The 26,349-nt window shown below is 71.9% G+C and carries 22 protein-coding genes; 13 read left to right on the top strand and 9 right to left on the bottom strand.

The genetic code is table 11. The features are described from left to right. Positions 1–9: 9 nt before the first annotated feature. Positions 10–1,410: a cytochrome P450 gene (locus tag OG943_RS06135; protein ID WP_328608702.1), complete on the bottom strand. Its 1,401-nt coding sequence runs from the start codon at positions 1,408–1,410 to the stop codon at positions 10–12. Between the two features lie 77 nt (positions 1,411–1,487). Here OG943_RS06135 and OG943_RS06130 point away from each other — a divergent pair, with 77 nt between their 5' ends. Further along, positions 1,488–2,060 carry a TetR/AcrR family transcriptional regulator gene (locus OG943_RS06130; RefSeq protein ID WP_328608701.1) on the top strand — a complete coding sequence of 191 codons (573 nt, stop codon included), beginning with the start codon at positions 1,488–1,490 and terminating at the stop codon, positions 2,058–2,060. A 12-nt stretch (positions 2,061–2,072) separates the two neighbouring features. On the opposite strand, the gene OG943_RS06125 is transcribed toward OG943_RS06130, so the two are convergent. After that, the gene (locus OG943_RS06125) at positions 2,073–2,684 is read right to left on the bottom strand and encodes a hypothetical protein (RefSeq protein WP_328608700.1); all 612 of its coding nucleotides are present in this window, start codon (positions 2,682–2,684) and stop codon (positions 2,073–2,075) included. Positions 2,685–2,917: 233 nt separating this feature from the next. Between OG943_RS06125 and OG943_RS06120 the strand changes: the two genes are divergently transcribed. The 4 genes from OG943_RS06120 to OG943_RS06105 all read left to right on the top strand — a co-directional run bounded on the left by OG943_RS06120 (position 2,918) and on the right by OG943_RS06105 (position 8,496). Beyond that, on the top strand, positions 2,918–3,733 hold the full coding sequence (locus OG943_RS06120; RefSeq protein ID WP_328608699.1) for a GH25 family lysozyme: 816 nt from the start codon (positions 2,918–2,920) through the stop codon (positions 3,731–3,733). 183 nt (positions 3,734–3,916) lie between these two features. After that, entirely contained in the window at positions 3,917–5,575 is a 1,659-nt protein-coding gene (locus OG943_RS06115) for an MGH1-like glycoside hydrolase domain-containing protein (protein ID WP_328608698.1), read from the top strand. Between the two features lie 14 nt (positions 5,576–5,589). After that, entirely contained in the window at positions 5,590–6,837 is a 1,248-nt protein-coding gene (locus OG943_RS06110) for a GDSL-type esterase/lipase family protein (RefSeq protein WP_328608697.1), read from the top strand. A 39-nt stretch (positions 6,838–6,876) separates the two neighbouring features. After that, the gene (locus OG943_RS06105; protein ID WP_328608696.1) at positions 6,877–8,496 is read left to right on the top strand and encodes an ABC-F family ATP-binding cassette domain-containing protein; all 1,620 of its coding nucleotides are present in this window, start codon (positions 6,877–6,879) and stop codon (positions 8,494–8,496) included. Between the two features lie 80 nt (positions 8,497–8,576). Here OG943_RS06105 and OG943_RS06100 read toward each other — a convergent pair whose 3' ends face one another. After that, on the bottom strand, positions 8,577–11,537 hold the full coding sequence (locus OG943_RS06100) for an AfsR/SARP family transcriptional regulator (RefSeq protein WP_328608695.1): 2,961 nt from the start codon (positions 11,535–11,537) through the stop codon (positions 8,577–8,579). 102 nt (positions 11,538–11,639) lie between these two features. On the opposite strand from OG943_RS06100, the gene OG943_RS06095 reads away from it, so the two are divergent. Beyond that, positions 11,640–12,971, top strand: a complete 1,332-nt coding sequence (locus OG943_RS06095) for an outer membrane protein assembly factor BamB family protein (RefSeq protein WP_328608694.1) — start codon at positions 11,640–11,642, stop codon at positions 12,969–12,971. A gap of 26 nt (positions 12,972–12,997) precedes the next feature. Next, entirely contained in the window at positions 12,998–13,540 is a 543-nt protein-coding gene (locus OG943_RS06090) for a DUF3558 family protein (RefSeq protein ID WP_328608693.1), read from the top strand. Between the two features lie 22 nt (positions 13,541–13,562). Here the strand turns inward: OG943_RS06090 and OG943_RS06085 are convergent, their stop codons facing one another. From OG943_RS06085 to OG943_RS06060, 6 genes are all read right to left on the bottom strand, one after another. After that, positions 13,563–16,724 carry a GH92 family glycosyl hydrolase gene (locus OG943_RS06085; protein WP_328608692.1) on the bottom strand — a complete coding sequence of 1,054 codons (3,162 nt, stop codon included), beginning with the start codon at positions 16,722–16,724 and terminating at the stop codon, positions 13,563–13,565. A 99-nt stretch (positions 16,725–16,823) separates the two neighbouring features. Then, positions 16,824–17,918 carry an MAB_1171c family putative transporter gene (locus OG943_RS06080; protein ID WP_328608691.1) on the bottom strand — a complete coding sequence of 365 codons (1,095 nt, stop codon included), beginning with the start codon at positions 17,916–17,918 and terminating at the stop codon, positions 16,824–16,826. Further along, a complete protein-coding gene (locus tag OG943_RS06075; RefSeq protein WP_328608690.1) occupies positions 17,911–18,396 on the bottom strand; it encodes a hypothetical protein in 486 nt (161 codons plus the stop codon). Before OG943_RS06075 ends, OG943_RS06080 begins: the two co-directional genes overlap by 8 nt. Continuing rightward, the gene (locus tag OG943_RS06070; RefSeq protein ID WP_328608689.1) at positions 18,393–18,809 is read right to left on the bottom strand and encodes a helix-turn-helix domain-containing protein; all 417 of its coding nucleotides are present in this window, start codon (positions 18,807–18,809) and stop codon (positions 18,393–18,395) included. Before OG943_RS06070 ends, OG943_RS06075 begins: the two co-directional genes overlap by 4 nt. A gap of 243 nt (positions 18,810–19,052) precedes the next feature. Further along, a complete protein-coding gene (locus tag OG943_RS06065) occupies positions 19,053–19,382 on the bottom strand; it encodes a hypothetical protein (protein WP_328608688.1) in 330 nt (109 codons plus the stop codon). Between the two features lie 291 nt (positions 19,383–19,673). Then, positions 19,674–20,069 carry a PaaI family thioesterase gene (locus tag OG943_RS06060; RefSeq protein ID WP_328608687.1) on the bottom strand — a complete coding sequence of 132 codons (396 nt, stop codon included), beginning with the start codon at positions 20,067–20,069 and terminating at the stop codon, positions 19,674–19,676. 167 nt (positions 20,070–20,236) lie between these two features. Here OG943_RS06060 and OG943_RS06055 point away from each other — a divergent pair, with 167 nt between their 5' ends. The 6 genes from OG943_RS06055 (at position 20,237) to OG943_RS06030 (ending at position 26,232) form a co-directional block, all read left to right on the top strand. Continuing rightward, positions 20,237–21,076: an SAM-dependent methyltransferase gene (locus OG943_RS06055; protein WP_328608686.1), complete on the top strand. Its 840-nt coding sequence runs from the start codon at positions 20,237–20,239 to the stop codon at positions 21,074–21,076. Next, positions 20,998–21,408 (top strand): helix-turn-helix domain-containing protein, encoded by a 411-nt coding sequence (locus OG943_RS06050; RefSeq protein WP_328608685.1) that lies wholly within the window; start codon positions 20,998–21,000, stop codon positions 21,406–21,408. The genes OG943_RS06055 and OG943_RS06050 overlap by 79 nt, the downstream gene beginning before the upstream one ends. A 252-nt stretch (positions 21,409–21,660) precedes the next feature. Continuing rightward, positions 21,661–23,073 carry a glycoside hydrolase family 76 protein gene (locus OG943_RS06045; RefSeq protein WP_328612012.1) on the top strand — a complete coding sequence of 471 codons (1,413 nt, stop codon included), beginning with the start codon at positions 21,661–21,663 and terminating at the stop codon, positions 23,071–23,073. A 1-nt stretch (position 23,074) separates the two neighbouring features. After that, positions 23,075–24,625 carry an FG-GAP-like repeat-containing protein gene (locus OG943_RS06040; protein ID WP_328608684.1) on the top strand — a complete coding sequence of 517 codons (1,551 nt, stop codon included), beginning with the start codon at positions 23,075–23,077 and terminating at the stop codon, positions 24,623–24,625. A gap of 123 nt (positions 24,626–24,748) precedes the next feature. Further along, on the top strand, positions 24,749–25,117 hold the full coding sequence (locus OG943_RS06035) for an anti-sigma factor antagonist (RefSeq protein WP_328608683.1): 369 nt from the start codon (positions 24,749–24,751) through the stop codon (positions 25,115–25,117). 98 nt (positions 25,118–25,215) lie between these two features. Continuing rightward, positions 25,216–26,232 (top strand): DMT family transporter, encoded by a 1,017-nt coding sequence (locus tag OG943_RS06030; RefSeq protein WP_328608682.1) that lies wholly within the window; start codon positions 25,216–25,218, stop codon positions 26,230–26,232. Positions 26,233–26,349: the final 117 nt, after the last annotated feature.

Here is a 26,349-nt window from a genome sequence, read left to right as displayed (position 1 = left end):
TCGGACTGATCAGGCCGTCTGCGACGCCGCGGCGGTCCGGGGCTCGGCGGCCGCGCGGGGCCGGATGCCCAGCCGGAAGCCCTCCGGCTTCAGGGTCAGGGATTCGGCGATCTTCAGCCGGTAGGCCGGGTCCGGGGTGAAGTCGTACCGCTGCAGCACCATGCCCAGCGCCAGCACGGCTTCGTGCAGGGCGAACTGGCGGCCGATGCACGCGCGCTCCCCCGTGCCGAACGGCTTGTACGCCTGGGCCGGGCGCTTCTTCACCGCCGCCGGCTCGAAGCGGTCCGGGTCGAAGGACTCCGCGTCCGGGCCCCACGCCGCCGGGTCGCGGTGCAGCAGCGGCAGCGGCACGAGCACCCAGTCCCCCTTGCGCATTCGATAACGCCCGCCCAGCAGCACGTCCTCACGCGCTTCGCGGGCGTATCCCGGCGCGGTGGGCCACAGGCGCATCGCCTCGTCGAGGACACGGCGGACGTAGCGGAGCTTCATCACGTCGGCGAACGCCGGCTCGCGGTCGCCCCACACGGCGTCCACCTCGGCGCGCGCCCGGGCGAGCAGTTCCGGGTGCTGGGTCAGGTAGTACAGCGCGAACGACAGCGCGCCGGACGTCGTCTCGTGGCCCGCGACGACGAAGGTGATGGCCTGGTTCCGGACGTTCACCGGGTCCAGCTTCGCGCCGGTCTCCGGGTGGCTCTGGCTGAGCATCAGCCCCAGCAGGTCGCGGCCCGGGTCGTCGTCGTGGCGGCGGGCGTCGATCACCTCGTCCACCACGGTGTTCATCAGCGCGATGTCGGCCCGGTTCTGCTTCACCGAGCCCGCCAGCGCGCGGCGGACGAACGGCAGCTTGATGCCCTGCATCTGAGCGAAGCGCAGCGCGCGGATCATGGCCGTGACGAACGGGTGCGGCTCTTCGCGCTCGAAAGAGCCGAAGCTGTACCCGAAGCCGGCGCGGCCGATGGTCTCGAGCGTCAGCCGGGTCATGTCCGCGGCGACGTCGACCGAGTCCTTGGCGTCCCAGGAGGCGACCAGCTCACGCGCGACGTCCACCATGATCGGGTGGTAGCCGCGCATCGCCTCGCCGGTGAAGGCGGGCATCAGGATGTCGTGCGCGAACCGCCAGTTGGGCTCGGTGCCGTAGGCGGTGAACAGCCCGTCGCCGGCGATCGCGCGGAGGTTCCGGACGCCGAGGCCGACGTGCTTGGTGAACCGCTTCTCGTCGTTCAGCTCCGTGACGAGGTCGATCCCGGAGGCGAAGACCAGCTCGAGGCCGATCAGCCGGCGCGTGAAGATCGGGCCCAGCTGCCGGCCCAGGCGCACGGTGTCCTGTAACGGCGTGCGCGGGTTCGAGCCGATCAGGTCGCCGAGCACGGGCAGCCGGCCCGGACGGTGCGGGATGCCGGTGGTGTCCACGAACGCCTCCTACTGAACCCAGATCCAATAGTTTCACCATCCCGTCCTACTGAACCCGTGTCAAGTAAGATGGGCGGATGCGGACCAGGTTGAGCACCGCGCAACGGCGGGAGCAGCTCCTGACCATCGGCGCCGGGTTGTTCGCGAAGCGGCAGTACGACGAGGTGTGGATCGAGGAGGTCGCGGAGATCGCGGAGGTCTCGCGCGGCCTGCTGTACCACTACTTCCCGACGAAGAAGGACTTCTTCGCGGAGATCGTGCGCACCCAGCGCGACGAGCTGCTGGCGATGAGCGAGCCGGACCCCGCGCTGCCGGTCGTCGAGCAGCTGCGCGCGGGGCTCGACGTCTACCTGGAGTTCGCCCGCACGCACCCGGACGGCTACCGGATCGTGCACCGGGCCGCCGGCGGCACCGACCGCGAGATCCAGGAGATCCGCGAAGTCGCGACCGCCGTCAACGCCGAGCGGATCCTGACCGCGCTCGGCGAGCTGACCACCGTCACGGAGGCGACGCGGCTGGCCGTGCGCGGCTGGCTGATGTTCGCCAGCGAGGCGATCCTGCACTGGCTCGACCACCAGACGGTGACCCAGGAGGAGCTGCGGGACCTGTGCGCCCGCACCCTGTTCGCCGCGGCGGACGTCCAGCTCTGACAACCCGCGGGCTTAAGGCGCGGCAGCCACCTCGATGGCGGGCAACGCGCCGAGCTGCTCGTCCGACATCTCCTCGACGCCCGCGAAGACCTTCTTCTGGTGCTCCTTGATGCGCTCGTCCAGCAGGCGGCTCAGCTCGAAGGCCAGCCGGCCGGTCTGGCGGACCGTGACCTCGTCGACCAGCGGATGGGGCACCGACGTGATGACGATGCCGTCGGGCCGCCCGGTCGGCGCCTGCGAAACTCCGACCGAGTAGGCCTCACGCGGGTTGACCGCGCCGTCGATGAGGAAGTCGCGGATCCGGCCCAGCAGGCCGTGCCACTCGACGACCTCACCCTGCACACCCGTGGCATCGAGGTCCTTCCCGGTCAGGCCCATGCCGCGCTCGCCGGGGCGGAAGCACCGCGCGTACGAGTTCAGCGCGGACACCCACAGCGACTCGACCAGCACGGCGTCGAGCCCGTCCGGACCGCGTTCCAGCTCGGTGAGCAGGCGCTCGCAGCAACGCAGGGTGAACTGGAGGTCGTCGAAGATCGCGGCCAGGTCGGCCAGCGCCAGCGCCGAAGGGGTCCGCAGCTGCCGCGCGCTCGACGGGGGTGCCACTTCGTGGGTCTCCTGGGACATCCGTGGACGCTCCTGTCGTGGCGGGGGCGGGACGTTCACCACACCGCATCCCGAAGGGCCCGCAGGTCTCAATTTGCGACACCCGGCCGGCCTTGTCACCGATTGACACGTTCCACGCGCATCCGAAAATTGGTTCACATGGAGCAGTGACATTCCACATATCGGTGTAACAGAATCAACCCGCGCGGCCCTGCAAAGCCGCGCTTCGCGAGGGCACTCGAAGGGAAACATCCATGTCATCAGCAAGATGGGGGTGGCGCCGCCTGCTCGGCGCCGCGCTCGCGGTTTCGACCGCGGTGACGGTCGTGACCGCGGGCGGCGCGGCGGCCGCCGGGACCACCGCCGCCGACACGTCCGACAACCACGAGATGGGCGCCTCGATCCGGGCGCACGACAGCGTGACGTCACCCGGCGCCGTTCCGTCCAGTGTGGACGCCAGCGTGCCGGGGATCGACGTCAGCTCCTACCAGGGCAACGTCAACTGGGCCTCCTACTGGAGCGCCGGCAAGAAGTTCGCCTATGTCAAGGCCACCGAGGGCACGGGCTACACCAACGCGTACTTCACCCAGCAGTACAACGGCTCGTACAACGTCGGCATGATCCGCGGGGCCTACCACTACGGCCGCCCGGACCTCAGCGGCGGCGCCGCGCAGGCGGACTACTTCGTCGCGCACGGCGGCGGCTGGTCCAAGGACGGCAAGACCCTGCCCGGCACCCTCGACATCGAGTGGGGCCCGAACTCCGCGTGTTACGGGCTGGGCACGTCGGCGATGGTCTCGTGGATCAAGGCCTTCAGCGACGAGTACCACAAGAAGACCACCCGCTGGCCGGTCATCTACACCGCGACCAGCTGGTGGAGCCAGTGCACCGGCAACGGCGGCGACTTCAGCTCCACCAACCCGCTCTGGGTCGCGCGCTACGCCTCCTCGGCCGGCACGCTGCCCTACAAGTGGGGCTTCTACACCTTCTGGCAGTACAGCTCCACCCCGATCGACCAGGACACCTTCAGCGCGGACATCTCCCGCCTGAAGGTCCTCGCGACCGGCTGAGTCCCCCCGTACGGCGGGAGCCGCCCACCCGGGCCTCCCGCCGTGCGGGCATCAGGGTGACGAGCGGACAAAACCGGACAGAACCGCGGCCACCGCTGCCCACCGGCCGAATCCGCCCCTAACATCGTTGACGTCCCACTTGACAACGATGTCACCAGCGGATGTCCCGAAACGGGGAGCGCGATGGCCGGCCAGAACGACAAGGCTGAAAACGGCAGAGCTGAAAACGACCGGGCCGAAAACGGCAAACCCAGGGTCGGCCGGCGGGGCTTCCTCGCCCTCGCCGGAGCCGCGGGAGTCGCCGGAGCCGGGGCCACCGGCCTCGGCGCGCCACCCGCGTCCGCCGCCGAAGAAAACAAGCCCCCGCAAGGCAAGCCGCCGTCGCTGCGGGTGGACTACACCCTGCCGTCGCTGGTCTTCGCCGAGCCCGCGACCCGCGACCTGCTGGCCGCGCTCCACGAAGCCGCGCTCACCGACCTGGTCGGCATCAACACCGCGTACGCCGATCCCCCGACCTACAACCACTCGGGCCGGCTCGCCTACCCGCCCGGCACGTTCATCCGCGCGGGCGGCGGTTACCCCTCACCGCAGCGCTGGACGCGCGACGCGGCCGTGAATGCGTGGAACGCCGGCAGCCTGCTCAGCGCGGCCGTCGGCCGGAACACGCTGCTGTCCGTTGTGGACAAACGCGACGACGGCAGCCTGATCGTGCAGCAGGACAACCAGTGGTGGGACCAGGTCGTCTGGGTGCTCGGCGCGTGGAACCACTACCTGGTCACCGGGGACGCGGCGTTCCTGGCCGACGCCTACGAGATCGGCGTGAACACCGTCGCCGCGCGCAAGGCCGCGAACTTCAACGCCGCCGCCGGGCTGTTCGAGGGGCCCAGCTTCATGAACGACGGCATCGCGGGCTACCCGGCGCCGCCGTGGCAGCCGGGCATCCGCTCGTCGTTCGTGCTCGACTACCCGGACGCCGCCAAGCTCCTGTGCCTGTCCACGAACTGCCTCTACCACGGCGCTTTCCTCGCGCTGGCGGGAATGGCGCGCGCCGTGGGCAAGCCCGACGCCGCTCACCGGGCCGACGCGGCGCGGCTGCGCACGGCGATCAACTCCCGTCTGTGGCACGGCGACGGCTTCGGCTACTTCGTGCACGGGACCGGCGCGCTGGCCGGGCAGCTGGACGTCTCGCAGGAGGGCGCCGGGCTCGCGTTCGCCGTGCTGCTGGGCGTCACCGACGCCGGCCGGACGCGGCAGGTACTGGCGAACGCGCAGTGGGAGCCGCGCGGCATCGCCAACAGCCGCCCGCACTTCCCGATGTTCAGCGACGAGAAACCGGGTCGGCACAACACTGTCGTCTGGCCGATGGTGCACTCGTTCTTCGGGCACGCCGCCGCGGCGGGCGGCCGGGCCGACCTGTTCGGCCGCGCCGTGACGGACCTGGCCACGCTGGTTTCGGGCACCGGCGGCAACTTCTACGAGATCTACGACGCCCGCACCGGCGCCGTGCAGGGCGGCTGGCAGACCGGCGGCAGCGGCGAACTCGAGCGGTTCACCTCCCAGCCGGACCAGGCGTGGTCGGCCAGCGGGTTCCTGCGCCTGCTCTATTCGGGCCTGTGCGGGCTGGACTTCACCGAGGACGGCCTGCGGTTCGCGCCCTGCCTGCCGGCGGGCTGGGGCCGGGTCAGCCTGCTCGGGCTGCGCTACCGCGAAGCCACAGTGGACCTCGTCCTCGACGGCGACGGCACCCGGGTCGTCTCGTGCACTGTGGACGGACGCCCCAGCCGCCCGCTGCTGCCCGCCGGTGCCACCGGCCACCACTCCGTGCACCTCACCCTCGCGTGACCGGGAGGAAAGCCATGGGACTCAGGGGAAAAACGATCACCCTCGCCGCGGTGGCGACGCTGGCGCTCACCGCGTTGCTCGGCTCCTCCACCGGGGCCGAGGGCGCCGCGCGGATGTGGTTCACCTCGTGGGCCCAGTCGCAGCAGGGCCTGGCCGGCGTCACGCTGAACCACCAGTCGCTGCGGATGATCACGCACCTGAGCCAGGGCGGCGACGCGATCCGGGTGCGCGTGCAGAACACGTTCGGCACCGCCCCGCTGACCGTCGACCAGGTCACGGCGGGGCGCAGCGCGGGCGCGCCGGCGGTCACCGCGCCGAAGCCGGTCACCTTCGGCGGCCGCCCGGCCGTCACGGTGCCCGCGGGCGGTGAGGCCTGGAGCGATGACACTCCCCTGGTCACCTCGCCGGACCAGGACGTGGCGATCAGCATGTACGTCGCGGGCACCGCCGTGCCGGGAGAGCACACGTCGGCGCTGCGGGACAACTACCTCACGCCGCCCGGCTCCGGCTCGCACGTCGCGGACCCCGGCGGCGCCGCGTACACGCGGAAGGTCGGCGCCACCTATCTGGTCAGTGCAGTGGACGTGCGCAACCCCGCGCTGAAGGGCACGATCGTGCCGTTCGGCAGCTCGGTCGTCGACGGCACCGGCAGCACCAACTGCGGGCCCGGCTGCACCGAGACCGGGACCAACCGGCGCTGGACCGACGACCTGGCCCGGCGCATCGTCGCCGGACTGCCCGGCCGGGAGCAGCTGGCCGTGGCCAACGCGGGCATCGGCGGCACCACCAGTTCGGCCGCGTGCCCGGGCATGCCCGAAGGGGTCAAGGGCCTGGACGCGCTCAGCCGGCTGAGCCGCGACGTGCTCGCGCTGCACGGCGTCACCGCGGTGATCTACTACTACGGCACCAACGACCTCGCGGACAACTGCACCGCCGCGCCCATCCTGGACAGCTACCACCAGGCCTTCCAGCGGCTGCGCGACGCCGGGATCAAGGTCTACGTCACCCCGGTCACGCCGCGCCCGGGGTATTCCGACCAGAACAACCGCGACCGGCACACCGTCGGCCTGTTCGTCAAGCGGGGCAACAACTGTTCCGGCACCTGCACCGCCACGGCCGACTTCGACCAGGTGCTCGCGGACCCGCTCGCGCCGAACCGGATCGACCCGGCCTACGACAACGGCGACGGCATCCACGCCAACATCGCGGGCCAGCGGGCACTGGCCGACTTCGTGGCGCTGCCGATGCTCGCCGGAAAATAGGCGGCACCGCGGGCGGCCCGGTCCGTAGACTCCGCGTCCATGGGTCATCTCGAGGCGGCGCACGTCGACTACTACCTGCCGGACGGGCGGCCGCTGCTCGGCGACGTGTCGTTCCGGGTCGGGGACGGGGCCGTGGTCGCGCTGGTCGGCCCGAACGGCGCGGGCAAGACGACGTTGCTGCGCCTGCTGGCCGGTGATCTGCAGGCGCACCAGGGCACCGTGGCGTCCTCGGGCGGGCTGGGCGTGATGGCGCAGTTCGTCGGGTCGGTGCGGGACGAGCGGACGGTGCGCGACCTGCTGGTCTCGGTCGCGCCGCCGCGCATCCGCGAAGCCGCGGCGGCCGTGGACGTGGCCGAAGAGCTGATCATGACCATCGACGACGAAGCCGCGCAGATGAAGTACGCGCAGGCGCTGAGCGACTGGGCCGAGGCCCAGGGCTACGAGGCCGAGACCACCTGGGACGTCTGCACGGTGGCGGCGCTCGGCGTCCCGTACGAGAAGGCGCAGTGGCGCCAGGTGCGCACGCTCAGCGGCGGCGAGCAGAAACGCCTGGTGCTGGAGGCGCTGCTGCGCGGCCCGGACGAGGTCCTGCTCCTGGACGAGCCCGACAACTACCTCGACGTGCCGGGCAAGCGCTGGCTGGAAGAACGGCTGCACGAGACCAGGAAGACCGTCCTGTTCGTCTCGCACGACCGGGAGCTGCTCGCGCGGGCGGCCGAGAAGATCGTCAGCGTCGAGCCCGGCCCGGCCGGCTCCGACGCGTGGGTGCACGGCGGCGGTTTCGCCACCTACCACGAGGCGCGGCAGGAGCGGTTCGCCCGGTACGACGAGCTCAAGCGGCGCTGGGAGGAGAAGCACGCGCAGCTCCGGAAGCTCGTCCTGGACATGCAGCAGTACGCCGCCCGCAGCGACGAGATGGCGTCCCGTTACAAGGCCGCCAAGACCCGGCTGCGCAAGTACGAGGAGGCCGGCCCGCCGCCGGAGCCGCCGCGGCGCCAGGACATCCGCATGCGGCTGCGCGGCGGCCGCACCGGCGTCCGCGCGGTCACCTGCGAGAACCTGGAGCTGACCGGGCTGATGAAACCGTTCTCGCTGGAGGTCTTCTTCGGCGAGCGGGTCGCGGTGCTCGGGTCCAACGGCTCGGGCAAGTCCCACTTCCTGCGCCTGCTGGCGGGTGGGGACGTCGCGCACACCGGCCTGTGGAAGACCGGCGCGCGGGTCGTGCCCGGTCACTTCGCGCAAACCCACTCGCACCCGGAGCTGGCCGGGCGGCCGCTGGTCGACATCCTGTGGACCGGCCACGCCAAGGACCGCGGCGCGGCGATGGCCATGCTCCGCCGCTACGAGCTGGAACGCCAGGGCGACCAGCCGTTCGACAAGCTGTCCGGCGGCCAGCAGGCGCGGTTCCAGATCCTGCTGCTGGAACTGGCCGGGACCACGGCGCTGCTGCTGGACGAGCCGACGGACAACCTGGACCTCGAATCCGCCGAGGCCCTGCAGGACGGGCTCGAGGCCTACGAGGGCACCGTGCTGGCCGTGACGCACGACCGCTGGTTCGCCAAGTCGTTCGACCGCTACCTGGTCTTCGGCTCGGACGGCGTGGTGCGCGAAACCCCGGAACCGGTCTGGGACGAGCGCCGGGTCGTCCGCAGCCGCTGACGCCGGGACCCTGTTGCCGGGGACGTTGCCAGGGACCCTGTTGCCAGGGCCGGGGCGGGCTCGTGCCCGTACCGCCCGGCTCACCGGTCCAGCAGGGCCCGGACCGTCGCGGCTTCGTGGGCGCCGATCCGGGACAGGTCGGCCGACGCTTTTTCCCACGCCGCCCGGGCGCCCGCGTGATCGCCCGCCGCGGCCAGGTGGCGGCCCAGGCTGAGCCTGGACTTCCCACGCCACCGGGGATCGCCGGCGGTGTCGAGGTAGGCCACTCCCCGGTCCAGGTGGGCACGCCCGGCCGCCGGGTCGCCCAGCGCGAGCTGGATGTCGCCCAGCAGCACTTCCGCACAGGCCAGGCCGTGGGTGTCCAGCGTCTGCCCGAGGGTTTCCCGGGCTTGCCGGGCATACGCGAGGGCTTCGGAAAGGCTGCCCGCTTCCAGCGCCACCCAGCCGAGGCAGCGGAGCGTGGCGCCTTCCCTCCGATGGTCGCCCACGCTCCTGAGGGCCTCGAGGCTGGTCGTCAGCTGGTCGGCCGCCGCCGCGTGATTCCCTTCGTCCTGATGGACAATCCCGAGTTCGCGCCCGCTGGCCGCCTCCCACCGCACGTCGCCGAGCGAACGGTACGTCGTGATGGCTTCGGTCAAGAACTCCTTCGCCTTCGCCCACTCGCCCCGGTAACGGTGCAGCACGCCGTACTCCCGCAGGGCATAGGCCCGCCACCGCGGTGCGGCCAGGGAGTCCAATCTGGACAGACAGCCGGTGAAGAACGCCGCCGCCTCGTCCCATCGCCCCAGCAGCCGGTGGGACACGCCCACCGACAACAGCGTGACGACCTCCAGCAACGGATCGCCCGCGCGCGGCAGGATCGCCAGACCGGCCCGGAAGGAGTGCTCCGCGGTCGCGAAGTCCCGCGTCTCCCTGGCCGCCAGCCCGAGCGCGAACAGGGCATAGGCGGTCCAGTACGGACTGTCCATTCTGGTCGCCGCGGCGTGGCTGAGCTCCGCCACGCGCTTCAGGTCGCTCCACTGGGCGCGCAGCTCCAGGAAGGCCGCGACGGTCGCCGAGAGCCGGCAGGTCGTCAAATCGTCGCGGGCCGCCGCCGACAGTTCCACCGCGTGGACGATCGCGGCGTGCTCGTCCGCCAGCCAGGCCGGCGCGTTCCGCTTCACGTCATCCACCAGCCGGGGCGCGTCCAGCGCCAGCGGCGGCGGGGTGAACTGGTGCAGGCCGCCGAACTCCAGCCGGGCGTCCGCGAGTTTCCCCAGGTGCAGGTAGGCGTCGGTGAGCCTCGACCAGACCGCCGCGCGATCCGGTGGCGAGAGCTTTTCCTTGGCGTACAGCCGGATCAGGTCGTGGAAGTGGTACCGGGTCGGCGTGAACTCGCCGCGTCCGCACTCCAGGAGGTTCACGTCGACCAGGCTTTCCAGCAGGCGTTCCGTGGTCCGGAAGTCCTCCCCCAGCGCCGCGGCCGCCGCCCAGGCCGCGAAACCGGTGTCCGGCATGGCCGCCAGCAGCCGGAAAGCGCGCTGCTGGGCGGGTTCCAGCCCGGTGTAGCTGAGCAGGAAGCTGGCCCGGACCTCCCGGTCGCCGCCGACGAGCTCGTCCAGCCGATCGCGTTCGTCCGCCAGCCGCGCGGCCAGGTCGGCGACCGTCTGGTGCGGGCGGGACCGCAGCTTCGCGCCCACGATCCGCAGGGCCAGTGGCAGGCCGCCGCAGAGCCGGACGATCTTGCGGGCGGACTCGCGCGACGTGTCGGCGACCCGGGGCTCCAGGTCGGTCAGCAGCGCCAGGGCGTCCGCGTCGGCCAGGCCGTCGAGGTCGATCAGGCCACGCAGGTCCAGCCCGGTGAGGCGGCGGCGGCTGGTGATCAGCACCCCGCACTCCGGGCTCCCCGGAACCAGCGGGCGCAGCTGCTCCTCGCCGGCGGCGTTGTCCAGGACCACCAGCACGCGGCGGGTCGCGGTGCGGTCCCGGAACAGCCCGATCCGTTCTTCCACCGACGCCGGGAGGTCCGCGCCGGCGACCCCGAGGTCGCGCAGGAACCGGGCCAGGACCTCCGCCGGGTCGCGCGGCCGGGGGCCGGCGCCGTGCAGGTCGACGAACAGCTGCCCGTCCGGGAACCGCGCGGCCAGGCGGTGGGCCGCGCGAACCGCGAGCGCGGTCTTGCCCAGCCCGGGCTTGCCGGTGATCGCGACCACGGCCAGGGCCTGGCCCTCGGGATCGAACAGGCCGGCGAGGGTGTCCAGGTGGTCGTGGCGGCCTCTGTAGTGGTCGACGTCCGGCGGCAGCTGGCGGGGTCCGGTGAACGGCATGAGCGACAGGTCGTCGCGCAGGATCCGCACCTGGAGCTGACGCACCGAGGGCGCCGGTTCGAGGCCCAGTTCCTCGTCGAGGCGCTGGTAGAGCCGCTGGTAGGCGGCCAGCGCCTCGGACGTGCGGCCCAGGCGGTACAGGGCGAGCATCACCTTGGCCACCAGCTGCTGGCGCAGCGGGTGCCCGGCGGCCGCTTCGGCGAGCTCGTGGATGACCTCGGCCTGGCGGCCGAGCCGCAGGTACGCCTCGAACCGGTCCTCCAGCGCGCCCAGCCGCTCCTCTTCCAGCGGCGCGGCCACCCGGAGCCGGACGTCCTCGGTGGCCACCGAGCTGAGCGCGGGTCCCTCCCAGAGCGCCAGCGCCTCCTCCAGCAGCTCGATCCGGCGTTCGCCGGTGCCGGCCCGGGCGCGCGTGCACAGGGCGCGGAACCGGAACAGGTCGATCCGCAGGGGGTCGATGCTCAACTGATAGCCGGACCCTTCGCGCACGAGCGTGACGTCCTCGCTCCCGGCGAAGGTCGCGCGCAGGCGGCTGATCTGGGTGTGGATGACGGCCCGGGCGGTGTTCGGCGCCTCGCCTTCCGGCCAGGCCAGCTCGATCAGCCGGTCCGCCGGCACGTGCTTGTTGGCTTCCAGCAGCAGCACCGCGAGGACGAACCGCTGCTTGCGAACGCCGAGGGGGACGGGGCGCCCGTCCAGGAACGCCCGTACCGGTCCGAGCACTGAGAAGTCCATAACCGGGCCGTACTTTACGCGAGTGTTAGAAAGCTGTTGGACCCCTTTGCCTACGGTGATGCCGATCGCCCGGAGCAGCACTTTTGGGGAGAGAACACACAGATGCGGCGAGTACTGGCCACCATGACCTGCCTGGCGGCGGTGATCACCGCCGCCGGCTGCGGCAGCGGGCCGGCCCCGCAGTCACCCCGGTCACCCCGGTCCGATGTGGTCGCCCCGTCCGGGGGACCCGCCGCCCCGGCGGCCACGACCGCCGACCCGCCCATCGCGTTCGATGCCGCCGCGGGCGTCCCCCTGCCCACCACGTCCTTCAGCACCAACGTCGGGGGCGGCGTCACCGCGCGGTTTCTCACCCTGCGTGACCGCACCGCCTACATCGTCGCGCCGACCGGGCTGACCGCCGTGGACGTCCTCACCGGGAAGCAGCAGTGGGCCGCGCCGATCGAGGGCCTGCCCGGCGACCCGGACAACCAGAGCGGCCCGTTCGTCAACACCACCGGGCCGCGGCCGCCCGTGGTCACCGGCAAGCTCGCCGTCGCGGCGGTCCCGGTCGCGGTCCCCGAACAGGGCACGACACCGGGCTACGTCGCGCTCACGGTGCTCGCCGCCGACGCCGCCACCGGCAAGAAGGCGTGGCAAACCGACACCAAGGTCTCCACCGACGAATACGCCGACGCCGGCAACGCGGTCACCAAGGTCGTCGGCGTCACGGACAAGGCCGTCATCGCCGGCTACGACAAGGACGAGCAGCACATCACGGTCGGCCTGGACCCGGCCACCGGCAGGACGTTGTGGACTCGCAAGGACTACACCGGCGGCAGCGTCCATGGAGACACCCTGGCGGGTGTCGATCACAGCCAGGGGCTCCAGAGCGGCACGAGCCAGATCACCGCCCTCGACGTCGTGACCGGGCAGGAGAAATGGGCCGCCGCCAAGGACTCCTACTCGCTCGACGTCGTCACCGCCGATCCCGCGCTGGTCGTGGTCGACCAGAAGGCCAAGATCGACCAGAACGTCCACGGCGGCACGTTCCTGGTGTTCCTCGACCCCGCCACCGGCGCCGAGAAGACCCGGCTCGTCGGCGACTACGGCTCCGCGGTCTCCAGCTACGGTGACTGCTTCTACGACCAGCAATCCGTGCTGGCCTGCTCCATGTCCGGTGTACTGACCGGCTACGACGCCGCGACCGCGCGGAAACTCTGGAGCCTGCCCGACCAGGCCGCCAACCGGGTCGCGCCCGGCGTGCTCGTCGCCTGGCACGGCGTCCTCTACGGCACCACCCAGGGTGGGAAGCCGATCGCGCTCGACGCCAAGACCGGGAAGGACCTGTCCACCGAGGTCGGCGTCGATCCGTACTGGGTGAGCGAGTACGCGGCCATCGGCGTCTCCGAGGGCGACAACCGGACCCCGATGGCCTACCCGGTCAAGAAGTAGCGCTTTCCGGATTCGAGGGAAACTCAATGCGACGTGCGATGGTGACGGCTGTGGTCCTGGCCTGCGGGCTGGGGCTCTCGGCCTGCAACGACGATCCGCCGGGCCTCAGCAGCCCGGCGACCCGGGCCGGCGGCACCACGGCGGCACCCACGGGTGGGTCCGGCAAGACCGGGACGCCGCTCGCGGGCACCGACCCGTGCACCCTGCTCAAGCCGGCCGACGTGCCGGAACTCAAACAGGACTCCGACACCACGCCGGAGCGCCGTACCGACCTGCACCCGTTGTGCGCGGGCGACGACTACAGCGTCACGATCATCGACAACGACCAGGCCGGCCACGAGATGGACTTCGAGGGCTCCCTGGCCAAGCCGGCGCCCGATATCGCCGGGCACCACGCGGTGACCGCAGTCATGCAGGTCGGTGCCTCGCAGAGCTGTCTGGTGTTCGTGGAGGTGACCGCCGACGAGTACGTGCGGGTCGGGACCACCGCGCACGACGACGACCCGGCCACCATGTGCGGCATCGCCGTGCGGGCGGCCACGGTCGTCGCGAGCCGGATACCGGCCTGAACCGCGGCGGTGGCCGCCAACCTCACCCCAGCCCCAGCGCGAAAACGTGCAAGTCCGCCGCGACCGGCAACGTCACCGACGCAAGCTGCTTACCCGCAGGCACCACAAACGGTGCCGTAGCGTAGATCGACGCCGCGCCGCCCTCTCCGCCCGGCTGGTTGCGGTGGTCGGCGCGCGCGACCAGTGTGTTGCCGAAGACCGGGTCCGTGCCGCCGCCCGGCAGCACCCAGTCGCCGAAGGACAGGTCCGACTGGGCGGTGGTGCCGTCGGTGAAGGTGACCGTGGCGGTGGCGCGGTGGTCGCCGTTCGTCGCGGTGCCGATGAAGGACAGGCGGGTCGCGGCGTGGCCCGCCAGGTCGATCACCTGACCGGACGGCACGACGTTGTCCGGACGGCCCGCGGGCGCCGCGGGCCAGGTGAACGACGTGCCCACGGCCTGCGCCGTCTTCCCGCCGACCAGGCCCGCGGCCGCGAGCGCCTGCCGGGACAGGCTGTTGCCCGCGGTGTCGAAGTCCGCCGAGCCCGCGTCGCCGTCGTCGGAGATGCCGACGTTGCCGTAAGCGGCGGCCAGCCCGCCCTTCGGCGCCACCAGCACGATCACCGAAGTGGTCACGGCGGGGCCACTGCCGCGGACGGTCACCGGCACCGGGTAATAACCCTCGGATGTCCCGGCCGGCACGGAAACCGACAGCTTCACGCTCCCGCCGCCCGTCCGGTCGTCGAGCCGGAGCTGACGCGGCACCGTGACACTGAGACCGGCGGGCGCCTTCGCGGTGACGTCGAGCGTGCGGTCGTGGCCGCCGAGCCGCTGCCCGGTGACCGTCGCCTGGCCGGTAGTGCCCGGCGCGACCGCCACCTGGTTGTCCGCGGAGGCGAGGAACGGCTTCTCACTGTCCCGATAGGACGGTGGCTGGCTGCCCGCGGCCCAGCCCTTGTCCGGCTGCCCGGACAGCGTGAAGTCCAGCCGGGCGCCGTCGTGCGCGGTGCCGGCGGGCAGCGACGTGCGGTCCCAGTCCCGGCCGTTCAGCCGCAGGTCCTGGACGTACGGCGTGGTCGCCGACGCCTTCGGCGCGCGGATGTCGATGGTGCGCCCGGTGGGCAGGGTGAGCACGGCGCGCTCGAACAGCGGGCTGTGCACGACCAGGTCCGGCGTGCCGGGCGTGCCCGGGTAGATGCCGAGCGCGGCCCAGACGTACCAGGACGACTGCGCGCCGAGGTCGTCGTTGCCGGGCTCGCCGTCCGGGGTGGCGCTGAACTGCGTGGTCGCGATCTCCCGCACCACCTGCTGCGTCTTCCACGGCTGCCCGACGTGGTTGTACAGCCACGGCACGCCGAAGTCCGGCTCGTTGCCGGCCCACATGTACGGCTCGTTCGGGCCGACGTTCAGCTTCTGGAAGAACGTGTCCAGCCGGGCCGCGGTCTTCGCCGGGCCGCCCATCGCGGTGACCAGCCCGGCCGGGTCCTGCGGGACGAGCCAGGTGTACTGCGCGGCGTTGCCCTCGTCGAAGCCGTCCTGGCCGAACTCGCCCGGCGGCGGGGGCCGGTAGGCCGGGCCGTCCGGGAAGCGGCCGTCCTCCCCGCGCGGCTGGAGGTAGCCGGTGGCCGGGTTGAAGACGTTCTGCCAGTTCTGGCCGCGCTGGGTGAACTCACGGGCGACGTCGCGGTCGCCGATGCCCTGGGCGAACTGCGCGATCGCGAAGTCGTCGATCGCCCACTCCAGGGTGATCGAGGCGCCGACCCGCGCGTGGTCGCCGCGGGAGGCGTCGTTGTTCGGCATGTACCCGCGGGCCACGTAGTCCGCGACGCCCCGGCGCTCCTGGTACGCGCCCGGCGTCTGGTCCACCGAGGTCGCGCCCTTGACCAGGTACTTCAGCGCCGTCTTGACGTCGAAGTCCCGCGCGCCGAACGCGTACAGGCTCGAAATCAGCGCCACGGAGCTGTCCCCGGTCATCTGGCCGGTGTAGTCGTTCGCCATCGGCCAGCGCGGCCACCAGCCGCCCTGCACCGCGTCGTTGGTGAGCGACTGCGCCATGTCGCTGGCCTGCTTCGGGAACAGCATCGCCTGCAGCGGCGCGAGGGTGCGGTAGGTGTCCCAGTCGGAGAAGTTGGCGTACTGCGTGTGCCCGGCGGGCAGCGTCCGGACCTTGTCGTCGAAGCCGATGTAGCGCCCGTCGACGTCGTTGAACGTGTTGGGGTGCATCAGCGAGTGGTACAGCGAGGTGTAGAAGGTCTTGAGCTGCGCGGGGTCCTTGCCCGCGACGCGGACCTTGCCGAGCGTGTCCGACCAGGTGTCCCGTGTGGACTGACGCACGGCGTCGAAGTCCCAGCCCGGGACCTCGGCCGCCATGTTGGCCTTCGCGCCGTCGACGCCCACGTAGGACATCGAAACCTTGGCGTGCACCAGCTTCTGCGCGCCGAAGGTCAGGTAGGCGCCGGCCTTCGGCGAGTCGACGGAGTCCGTGCCCGGCTTCACCGACGAGCCGTCCCACGTGCCGTGCGCGGTGAACGGCTGGTCGAACGTGATGTCGTAGTAGACGGTGTACTTGTTGCCCTTGCCGCAGAAGTTGCCGGTGGTGGCCGAGCCGCTGACCTCGCGGTCGCCGGTGACCTTCAGGTCCGCGTGGGTGTCCCCGGCCAGGCTCGCGCCGCCCTTGACCAGCACCTGCGCGGTGGCGCCCGCCGGGAAGGTGAACGCGGCCAGGCCGGTGCGCGTGGTGGCGGTCAGCTCCGCGCGGACCTTCGAATCGGCGAGTGTCACCGCGTAGTAGCCGGGCGCCGCCTGCTCGTCGTCGTGGGTGAAGTGCTCGACGCGGTCCCACGGGGCCGAGCCGACGTCGCCGGTCACCGGCAGGATCGGCACGTCGCCGAACGCGGTGCAGCCGACCGAGGCGTGGTCGAGGCTGAAACCTCGGATCTGATCACTGTGGTACTGGTAGCCGGCGTAGGAGCCCTGGGTGTCCGGGGAGAACTGCATCATCCCGAACGGCGTCGCCGGGCCGGGGAAGTTGTTGATCTCGCCGACCGAGCCGCCACCGCTGCCGGTGCCGATCAGCGGGTCGACGTACGCCGACGGGTCGCTGACCAGCTGCGCTCCGGACGACGCCGGTGACTCTGCCGCCGCGGCGACACTCGGCGCGCCGAGCACCGCCGCCGCGAGGACCGCCACCATGAACCTGTACCGCACCGGGTGCCTCCCACGGCAGAAACCGATCGACCCTGACCTGACATCCGACCTTTCCGCGCGCCCGGCCCGTGGTCAACACTTTGACAAAGACCTGGCTCGTCAGCGCGCGGGGACCGCGTTGCGGCGATAGGCGACGGCGACCTCGCTCAAGAACGCAGTGTCGCTGTCGAGGTCGTCGCCACCCAGCGCGGCGGCGCTTTCCCCGACGTCCGGCACCACTCCGCCCGCCCTCGCGCGCAGGGCCGCGACGACCGCGGCGGCCTCGACCGCGGCGTCCAGCCGACGGCCGCGCAGCCCGGCACTGGCCCCGCTTTCCCGCGCGGCGAGGGCGACGGCCGGGTCCCGGTAGGGCTGCAGCGCGAGCAGCCCGTCGCGGATCTCGATCACCCGCCGGTAGAGGCGCATCCGCAGGCCCCACGGCACCAGCCGGTGCGGGCCGTCCGGCGGGTCCAGCGCGATCGCCGGGTCGGCCCGGTACAACGCCGTCCACAGTGGACGAAGGTGGCGGTATCGCCGGCAGCGGTCCAGCCAGGTCGCGGCCCCGGGCAGCGTGACGCCGACGAGCACCAGCACGTGCGCGGCGGCGGGCAGCGCCTGGGACACCAGGAACGCGTGCCCGAGCGGGTAGCCGAATCCCCACCGGGGCGCGGCGGCCAGCACCGTCTTGTCCACCAGGTACAGCACGCCGGCCGCGGTGCCCGCGACAGCCAGGCAGAGGCCGGTCCGCAGGGGCGCCGGGCCCGCGGGGCGCGCGTAACGCAGGCCCAGCCGGATCACCCCGGCGAAGGCCGGGATCTGCGCCGCGGCGTAGGCGAAGCAGTACTCCATCACCCACGGCGAGTGGGGCTTCAGGTCGGGCGTGAGCGCGAAGAGCACACACATCACCGCGAACATCCCGCCGATCCACCAGCCCTGCCGGCGCGGCGGGCGGATCCCGTTCAGGTGCGCGAGGAACCGCTGCGCCGACCACGCGGCGTAGAGCATGCCGGCGTGCCCGGCCAGCCGCGGCAGGTCCGGGGCGCCGGTGACCGCGCGGATCACCGCGTGCCCGGCCGGGGTCAGCGCCGTCAGCGAGACGGCCAGGCCGAGGAACACCTGCCGGACCGTCCGGCGGCCGGGGCCGCCGCCGCGCCGGGCCAGGAACAGGATCCAGGCGAGCAGCACCGGGCCGTACCGCACCAGCCACTCAGCCATCGCCGTCCCCCAGCGCCGAGCGGAGCCGGTCCGCGGGCGTGCCACCCGCCCGGGCCCGCTGCCGGATGAGCGACGCCAGCAGCTCGGCCTCGCGCTCCTCCACCGTCGAGTAGCCGGCGCGGGCGAGGACCCGCCGGACCATCGCGGGGTCCAGGCTCGGCAGCAGCGGGGCGGCGGCCTCCGGCAGCGAAGACGGATAGTGGTCGCACAGCACGTGGGCCAGCTCGTGCAGGATGATGTGCTCCTGGTGCGGCGGGCTGGTCCCCTCCTCGTAACAGATCAGGTCCGCCTCGTCGGTGGCCAGCCACAGCCCGCAGACGCCGGTCAGCCCGGCCATCGGCACCAGCCGGATCGGGCGCCCGCGACGGCGCGCCACCCGGTCGCAGAGCACCCGCACGTCGAACGGCACCGGCAGCGGCAGGTCGCGCAGCCGGGCGGCGCACCGCCTGCGCAGCTGCCGGGTGCCGGGCCCGTTCACCGCCCGGAGTCCGGTTCGGGCAGCCCCTCCAGCTGCCGCACCCGGTCCACCATGTCGGCGATCGCTTCCAGGCTCTTCGATGACAAACCGTTGGCGCGCAAGGCGATCTGCCGCACCGGCGTGTCACGCAGCGCGCTGAGCAACGCCAGCTCGGCGTTGATCCGGGCCGCCTCCGCGTCGTCGAAGAAGTACCCGGGCGGGACGCCGAAGAACCCGGCGAGAGCCTCCAGGTGCCGCTTCGTCGGGTTGTCGCGCAGCCCCTTGCGCAGCTGCCAGAGGTAGGTCGCGGAGATGGTGGGCCCGCCCTTGGCGCGGATGCCCTCGGCGACCTCTTCGAACGAGTACTCGTCGCCTTCGCGCGGCCGCACGGTGCTGAACAGGTGATCCACCTTGGCGGCGAGCGTGTCGGACATGCCCGCACCCTACCGGGCGTCAACTGGCGTGAAGCCGATCTTGAGCAAACCGGACATCGTGGTTGACGACGCTCTTCAGCGCAGTTTATGCTCGGCCACCGCTTCGTCAGCTGACATGAAGTGACCATGGCTGCGAGGGGGACTCGTGGAGCTGGCAGGTCAGCGCGAGACCGTGTGGCCGCTTCATCCGGAAGCGGCCACACGACGGCAGCATGACCGCGCCCGGCCACCCGCCCGCAGTCGTCAGTCTTCGATGATGTGATATCCGCCCAAGCCGGCCGGCGAGAAGAGCCCTCCTTCGCATTTGGCGACCGAAGGACCGAAACCGTAGGGCACGTAAGTGCCCAGGGCGTACCAGAAGTCTCCGCCACTCGCGCAGTGGGCGACGACCCGATATCCGTCTCCCTCGCCATAGCCGCAGTTCACGGCGATGCCCACGCCGAACGCGACCGCGTAGGTTTCGGAAAAGCACCCGTTCCGGCCTTGACTGGCACCCGCCGCGGAAGCCGGCGCGGCGGCAATACAGGCCAAGGCAATAATCGAAGCGGCAAGACCTGCTATTTTCCGTCTCATGACGACTCCTCGACTGCAGGGGAAACGACGATTTCGACCGTGTCTTGAGCGGGTGCGAAAAACAATGGCCCCCGGCGGTCTTCCGTTTTTTCCAGCTCACTCAAAGCGATCCACCGTCGCCCGGTAGTGTGAGCGATTCGGTTTCACGCCTGCGGCATCCGGGTGACTGCCGGAATTCCGAATCCGATTGTGGCGACCGCCGCGGGGTGCCGCTTGCTCCACTACGGGGAGCAGCACGTCAACCCGGCGTCAGAGAGTGAACGCGTCGGCGATCACCCGGCCGAGTGGAAGCTAGCCGCGCATGAGCACCGCGGTCGCCCGCGCGACAACCGTGTCCCCCGACGTCACGCGGCACGACGTGAAAACGGTGCGCCGGCCGATGCGGTCGACCGTGAGGTCCGCCTCCAGCCAGCTGCCGACGCCCGCCGTGGCAAGGAAGTCGACGTTGGTGCTGACCGTGCGGACCACCGAGCCGGCGCCGATGGCCCGGCGCGCGCCCTGGCCGGCGGCGATGTCGACCACCGTCATCAGGAAACCGCCGTGGACCGAGCCCATCGTGTTCGTGTGCGCCGGGCGGACGCGGACCCCGAGCCGGCCGTCGCCATTGCGGTAGATCGGCCCCACCTGCTCGACGAACGGCGAGGACTCCAGCAGGACGAACCCCGGGGGCGGCGAGTCGGGCGGCACCGGGCGATCCTAGGCCTCCCCCGACGGGCGCTTCTCTGACGGGCGCCTCCCTGACCGGCGGACCGCTCGCCGCACGAAGGCGGTCCCCGGGCGAGCCGGGTTCACCGGGCCCGTCCGGCTGACTACCCTGGGTGCCGTCACGGCCACAACCCCAGGAGGCGACCGGAATGCCGTCGAACGCCGCAGGTGCCGACCCGAACGCCCCGGCGGGCGTCGATCCTGAGCGGGCCAGCATCGCGCGGATGTACGACTACGCCCTCGGCGGCAAGGACCACTACGAGATCGACCGCCGGACGCTCGACGACCTCACCCGGGTGATGCCGGAGACGCTGCACCTGGCGTGGGAGAACCGCGCGTTCCTGATCCGGATGTGCCGGTTCCTCGCCACCAACGCGGGCATCACCCAGTACCTCGACTGCGGCTCCGGCCTGCCCACGGCCGAGAACGTGCACCAGGTGGTGCAGCGGATCCAGCCCGACGCGAGGGTCGTCTACATCGACCACGACCCGGTGGTGATCGCGCACGGCCGCGCGCTGCTGGAGGAGAACGACCGGACCCGCTTCCTGCCCGGCGACATCTTCGAGCCCGCCACCATCACCGGCGACGAGGTCGTGCGGACCCACCTGGACTGGGACCAGCCGATCGCGCTGTTCTTCGTCGCGACGCTGCACCATCACAAGGGCGACCGGCACGCCCCGGCCGAGATCATGCGGAAGTACATCACCGCGCTGCCCCCGGGCTCGTTCGTCGCGATCTCGCACCTGTTCGACCCGGGCGAGGGCGCCGACAGCGAGTCGATGCGCGTCTTCCAGGAGGCGGTCTCGCGCGGTTCGCTCGGCGGCGCCACGGCCCGCACCCGGTCCGAGATCGAGGAGCTGTTCGACGGGCTGGAGATGATCGAGCCGGGCATCGTCGAGCTGGCGAACTGGTGGCCGGACGGGCCGCACCTCACTCCGCTGAACCTGGCGCAGCGGCTGATCGTCGGCGCGGTCGCGCGCAAGGTCTGACGCCGGCCTTCTCCTTCGCCGCCGCGAGCCGGAAAACGCCCGCGAACCACCCTGGCCGGGATCGGCGCCTGCCGGGCCGCCCACACCCGCATCAGGCCGTAGCCGAGCGCGCGGGAATCTCACGAGCGGCGCTGTACCAGTACTTCCCGGGCAAGCGGGACCTGTTCGCCGCGATCTACCGGCAGGCCGCGGACCGGCGGGCATTGTCCCGCGCCCGGCGGCCGGTGTCCCTACGGTCGCACCGAAGAATCGGCGGGCGGACCGGACAGAAAGTTGTCTGGACCAGTTCCCCGGTTTCCGTTGACACACCGCCAATCCCGGGTTCACGCTGAGTCCAGCTCACCGCCGGGCCCGTGCGGTCTTCTCGCTGCTTCCCCTTCGTGGGAGGCAGATCTCGTGTTTCGACGAGGAGGACCGTCATGCCCGCTGCCCGGTTCAGACCTGCCTCCGCCACGACGGTGCGAGTACTCCTGACCGCCACCGCGCTGGCCGCCCAGCTCCTCGTGGCCGCGCATCCGCCCGTCACTCCCCCGGTGCCCGCGCCCCCGGTCAGCGCTCCCCCGGCCCACCCGGCCGGCCCGCACATGCCGGCCCCGGCCCCAGCTCCGGCCACGCCGTCCAAGACCGCCGCCGTGCAGGCCGCGATCTGCAACAAACGCTGCGACGCCGCCGATCCCGCGCTGTCGCCCGGCGACCGTCAGCCCCTCTCGGTCACCCTGTTCTCCCGGTCGATCGTGCTGCACTTCGACGACACCGACGCGATGGGCTGGGCCTCGATCGGCAACGGCAACCCCGGCGACGAGGTCTGGCTGGACCGCTCGTTCGACGGCGGCTTCAGCTGGGCCTCGGGCAGCCGGCTGGGCGCCACCGTCACCCCGGCCGGGCAGAGCGGCTGGCGCACGCTGATGTACAACGTCGACGACTGGAACAACCTCGGCGTCGGCGCGCTGCGTGCCTGCGGCAAGGCCGGCGACCGCGCGGACATCGCGTGCACCTCGTGGGCGCGCACCCCCTGGAACGCGGGCGAGCGGCGCACCGCGGCGGCCACCGCGCAGATGATGTTCTACAACCTCCAGACCGGCCTGTTCTCGACCACCGGCTGGTGGAACTCCGCGAACGCGCTGACCGCCCTGATCGGCGACATCAAGGTGACCGGGATGGACAGCTACCGGTACGCCGTCGGGCGGACCTACGACCTGAACGTCAACAGCGGCCAGGGCCAGTTCCGCAACGACTACATCGACGACACCGGCTGGTGGGGCCTGGCGTGGGTGGCCGCGTACGACCTGACCGGCGACAGCCGTTACCTCAGCACCGCCCGCGCGGACGCGGACTACATGGCGTCCTATTGGGACAACACCTGCGGTGGCGGGGTCTGGTGGAGCACCGCCAAGACGTACAAGAACGCCATCCCGGACTCGCTCTACATCCAGCTGAACGCCGCGCTGCACAACCGGATCTCCGGCGACAGCACCTACCTCGGCCGCGCACGCAGCGGCTGGACCTGGTTCCAGGGCACCGGGATGATCAACAGCTCGAACCTGGTGAACGACGGCACCGACCTGAGCACCTGCAAGAACAACGGAAGCACCGTGTGGTCGTACAACCAGGGCGTGCTGATCAACGCGCTGACGGAGCTGAACCGCGCCACCGGCGACAGCTCCCTGCTGACCACCGCGCGCCAGCTCGGCGACGCCAACGTCACGGCCGGCTCGCTCAACACCGCCGACGGGATCCTGCGCGACCCCTGCGAAACCGGCGATTGCGGCGGGGACGGGCCGTCGTTCAAGGGCGCCGACGCGCGTGGGCTGGGCGCGCTGAACGCGGCGCTGTCCGATCACCCGTACACCGCTTATCTGAAGCGCCAGGCCGACCGGGCGTACGGCTCGGACCGCAACTCCCTCGACCAGTACGGCCTGCGCTGGTCCGGGCCGCTGGACAAGATCGACGCCGCGCGCCAGCAGAGCGTGCTCGACCTCGTCAACGCGGCGTCCTGACATGCCGGCGCTGCGCCGTCTGCTGACCCTCGCCGCCGCGGCGCTGGTGGGGATCGGCGGCACCACTGCTGTATCGGCCGCCACGCCCGCTGCCGCGCTCGGGCCGGTCGTCCGGGTGCTGCCGCTGGGCGACTCGATCACCTGGGGCGTGGGCAGCGCGACCACGTCGTCCTATCGTGCTCCACTGTGGACGATGATCGCCGGGCAGTCGCGCTATGCCGCGAGGTTCGTCGGGAGCCAGGCGTCGGGCAGCCTGGTCGCGCCCGCGAACGAGGGGCACAGCGGGTACACGATCGACGAGGTCGCCGCCTGCGTCGACGGCTGGGTGGCCGACGCGCGGCCCGACGTCGTGCTGCTGCACCTCGGGATCAACGACCTCAACCGGGGCATCGACGTGCCGGGGGCGCCCGGCCGGATGCGGGCGCTGCTGGACCGCGTCTTCGCCGACCGCCCCGGCGTCGCGGTGCTCGTGCTGGGGCTGATCCCGACCACGCCCGGGCTGCAGGACCAGGTCGCGGCGTTCAACAGCCGGGTCAAGGCGTTCCAGGCGGCGGAGCAGCAGGCGGGCCACCGGATGCGGTACGTCGAGCCGCCCGCGCTGACGCCGGCCGAGATGGCCGACGGCCTGCACCCGGACGACGCCGGCTACCTGCGGATGGCGCAGAGCCTCTACGGCGCGCTGGACCAGGCCTGGACCGACGGCGTGGTCACCAGCCGTCCCCCGCTCGCGGCGGGCACCGAGGCGGGCGGCTCGGGCAAGGTGCGCTGGGCGGACTTCGACGGCGACGGCCGCGCCGACTACCTCGCCGTCGCGAGCAGCGGCGCGGTGTCGGCCTACCTCAACCGGGGCGGCGACGGGCACGGCGGCTGGGACGTGCTCGGCCAGGTCGCGACCGGCACCACCACCGACCCGTCCCGCGCGCGGTTCGCCGACTTCGACGGCGACGGCAAGGCGGACTACCTGACCATCGCCGCCAACGGTGCCGTGTCGGTGCTCCTCAACCGCGGTGGCGACGGCCATGGCGGCTGGGTCGATTACGGCCAGGTCGCGACCGGGACCACCACCGACGTGTCCCGCGTACGGTTCGCCGACTTCGACGGCGACGGGAAGACGGACTACCTGACCATCGACGCGAACGGCGCAGTGTCCGTGTTCCTCAACCGCGGCGGCGACGGGCACGGCGGCTGGGCCAGCCTCGGCCAGGTGGCCACCGGCACCACCACCGACGCGACGCACGTCCGGCTGGCGGACTTCGACGGCGACGGCCGCGCCGACTACAGCGTGCTCGGGGACAACGGCGCCGTCACGCTGTACCTGAACCGCGGCGGTGACGGCCACGGCGGCTGGATCGGCTACGGCCAGGTCGCGACCGGCCTCACCGCCACCGCCGACCGCGTGAGCCTCGCCGACGCCACCGGCGACGGCAGCGCCGACTACCTCTTCGGCGACCCGGCCACCAACGCGGCAACCCTGTACTCCTGGTCCGGCGGCGACGGTCACGGTGGCTGGACCGACCAGGGCCGCATCGCGAGCGGGGTGGTGATCGGCTGAATCCGGCGGCTGAATCCAGCGGCTGAATCACGCAGCGCGGCGCGGCCGGCCGGCGGAAGTCGCGGCGGCGGGCCCGTAGGCTGGGCAGGGCCGGCCATCGTTCCGGCACGAGAGGCCGCCACGATGGAGAGCACCGATCCCCCGGACGCCTCGCTGCGCCTTTCCCGCGAGCAGCTCGGCACCACGTGGGTCGTGCACGCCACCGGCGAGGTCGACGTGTCCACGGCGCCGCAGCTGCGCCACGAGGCGCTCCCTGACGGGCCCGTCCCGGCCCTGCTGGTCCTCGAGTTCACCGGCGTGACCTTCCTCGACTCCGCCGGGCTGACCGTGCTCGTTCAGCTGAACGAGTGGTGCCGCGAGCACGAGGCCGCGTTCAAGGTCGTCACGCGCAGCCGCGCCGTGCTGCGCACGCTCCAGATCACCGCGCTCGACCGGATCCTCACGATCGTCGCCACCCTCGACGACGCGCTGCCCACCGGGCGACAGGCCTGACCGTCCGATGTGGACGCCCCAGACCGTGTAGCTCAGCTTAACGATGGTGAAGGTGTTCGCGCTTGTCCTCGGTGTCCGGCGCGGGCAGGCTTTTCCTCATGACACAAGGAAAAGAGCCGGCGAGCCGGGTCTGGGCGGTGGCCCGGGTGGCGGTGCTGGCCCTGGTGTGGGGGTCGACGTTCCTCTGGATCGAGCTGGCGCTGGCCGTGTTCTCGCCGGCGCAGGTGACCTTCCTGCGGTGCGTGCTGGGGGCGGTGACACTCGTGGTCGCGTCCGTCGTGGGGCGGCGGCGGCTCCCGCGCGGGTGGCGGATCTGGGCGCACCTGTTCGTGGCCGCGCTGTTCTGCAACGCGCTGCCGTTTTTCCTGTTCAGCGTGGGCCAGGAGACCGTCGGCTCCGGGGTGGCCGGCGTGCTCAACGCGACGACCCCGTTGTGGTCCCTGCTGATCGGCCTCTTCCTGGGCTCGGAACGGCGACCGCGCCCGGCCCGGCTGGGCGGGCTGCTGCTCGGTTTCGCCGGGACGGTACTGATCTTCGCCCCGTGGGAACAGGCCGGGACGGCCGGCTGGGGCTGGCTGGCCCTGTGCGCCGCGGCGGCCAGTTACGCGGTGGGTTTCGCTTATATGGGACGGCATCTCGTCGGCCGGGGCGTGCCGACGCTGTCGCTGTCGTCGGCCCAGCTCACCGCCGCCACGGGGTTGTCCGCGCTGGCCCTGCCGACCGGCGGCCTGACGCCGATCCACCCCACGGCCGTGGGCCTGGTCGCCATCGTCGTGCTGGGGGTGTGCTCCACCGGGCTCACCTTCCACCTGACCTACCGGATCATCGCGGACGAAGGCGCGACCAACGCCGCGACGGTCGGCTACCTGCTGCCCGTCGTCTCGGTGGCGCTCGGCGCGATCGTGCTGCACGAGGCGATCGGGCTCCGGGCCGCGGCCGGGATGGTGGTGGTGCTGGCCGGCGTCGCGCTGACCCGGCTGCGCAAGCGGGCCCCGGTCCCGGACGGCGAGGCGGACCGGGCCGTCTCCGATGCCGACGGCGGTGCCCGCGCTGGGAAATCCGGTTGCGTGGCGACCAGCGGCGGTGGGTACGGTGGGCGCCATGTCGAGCCCTGAGGCGGACACGGTGGGGGCTTTCGGTCACGCCGTCAGCCCCCTGAACCACTGAGACTCCCCTTGCCGGGACTGGTGCACGCGCCCTCGAGGCGCTGACCGCCCTGCGCCGGGGACCGG

Origin of the sequence: Amycolatopsis sp. NBC_00345, assembly GCF_036116635.1 — a bacterium.
GTDB lineage: Bacteria > Actinomycetota > Actinomycetes > Mycobacteriales > Pseudonocardiaceae > Amycolatopsis.
The sequence above is the reverse complement of the archived record's forward strand: the minus strand, read 5'-3'. Positions and strand labels throughout refer to the sequence as shown.

Coding starts and splice junctions, on each gene's coding strand:
- OG943_RS06030 (WP_328608682.1), top strand. CDS start 25,216: ATGACACAAGGAAAAGAGCCGGCGAGCCGGGTCTGGGCGGTGGCCCGG.
- OG943_RS06090 (WP_328608693.1), top strand. CDS start 12,998: ATGCGACGTGCGATGGTGACGGCTGTGGTCCTGGCCTGCGGGCTGGGG.
- OG943_RS06115 (WP_328608698.1), top strand. CDS start 3,917: ATGGCCGGCCAGAACGACAAGGCTGAAAACGGCAGAGCTGAAAACGAC.
- OG943_RS06055 (WP_328608686.1), top strand. CDS start 20,237: ATGCCGTCGAACGCCGCAGGTGCCGACCCGAACGCCCCGGCGGGCGTC.
- OG943_RS06120 (WP_328608699.1), top strand. CDS start 2,918: ATGTCATCAGCAAGATGGGGGTGGCGCCGCCTGCTCGGCGCCGCGCTC.
- OG943_RS06110 (WP_328608697.1), top strand. CDS start 5,590: ATGGGACTCAGGGGAAAAACGATCACCCTCGCCGCGGTGGCGACGCTG.
- OG943_RS06070 (WP_328608689.1), bottom strand. CDS start 18,809: ATGTCCGACACGCTCGCCGCCAAGGTGGATCACCTGTTCAGCACCGTG.
- OG943_RS06125 (WP_328608700.1), bottom strand. CDS start 2,684: ATGTCCCAGGAGACCCACGAAGTGGCACCCCCGTCGAGCGCGCGGCAG.
- OG943_RS06100 (WP_328608695.1), bottom strand. CDS start 11,537: ATGGACTTCTCAGTGCTCGGACCGGTACGGGCGTTCCTGGACGGGCGC.
- OG943_RS06040 (WP_328608684.1), top strand. CDS start 23,075: ATGCCGGCGCTGCGCCGTCTGCTGACCCTCGCCGCCGCGGCGCTGGTG.
- OG943_RS06095 (WP_328608694.1), top strand. CDS start 11,640: ATGCGGCGAGTACTGGCCACCATGACCTGCCTGGCGGCGGTGATCACC.
- OG943_RS06105 (WP_328608696.1), top strand. CDS start 6,877: ATGGGTCATCTCGAGGCGGCGCACGTCGACTACTACCTGCCGGACGGG.
- OG943_RS06080 (WP_328608691.1), bottom strand. CDS start 17,918: ATGGCTGAGTGGCTGGTGCGGTACGGCCCGGTGCTGCTCGCCTGGATC.
- OG943_RS06130 (WP_328608701.1), top strand. CDS start 1,488: ATGCGGACCAGGTTGAGCACCGCGCAACGGCGGGAGCAGCTCCTGACC.
- OG943_RS06045 (WP_328612012.1), top strand. CDS start 21,661: ATGCCGGCCCCGGCCCCAGCTCCGGCCACGCCGTCCAAGACCGCCGCC.
- OG943_RS06065 (WP_328608688.1), bottom strand. CDS start 19,382: ATGAGACGGAAAATAGCAGGTCTTGCCGCTTCGATTATTGCCTTGGCC.
- OG943_RS06035 (WP_328608683.1), top strand. CDS start 24,749: ATGGAGAGCACCGATCCCCCGGACGCCTCGCTGCGCCTTTCCCGCGAG.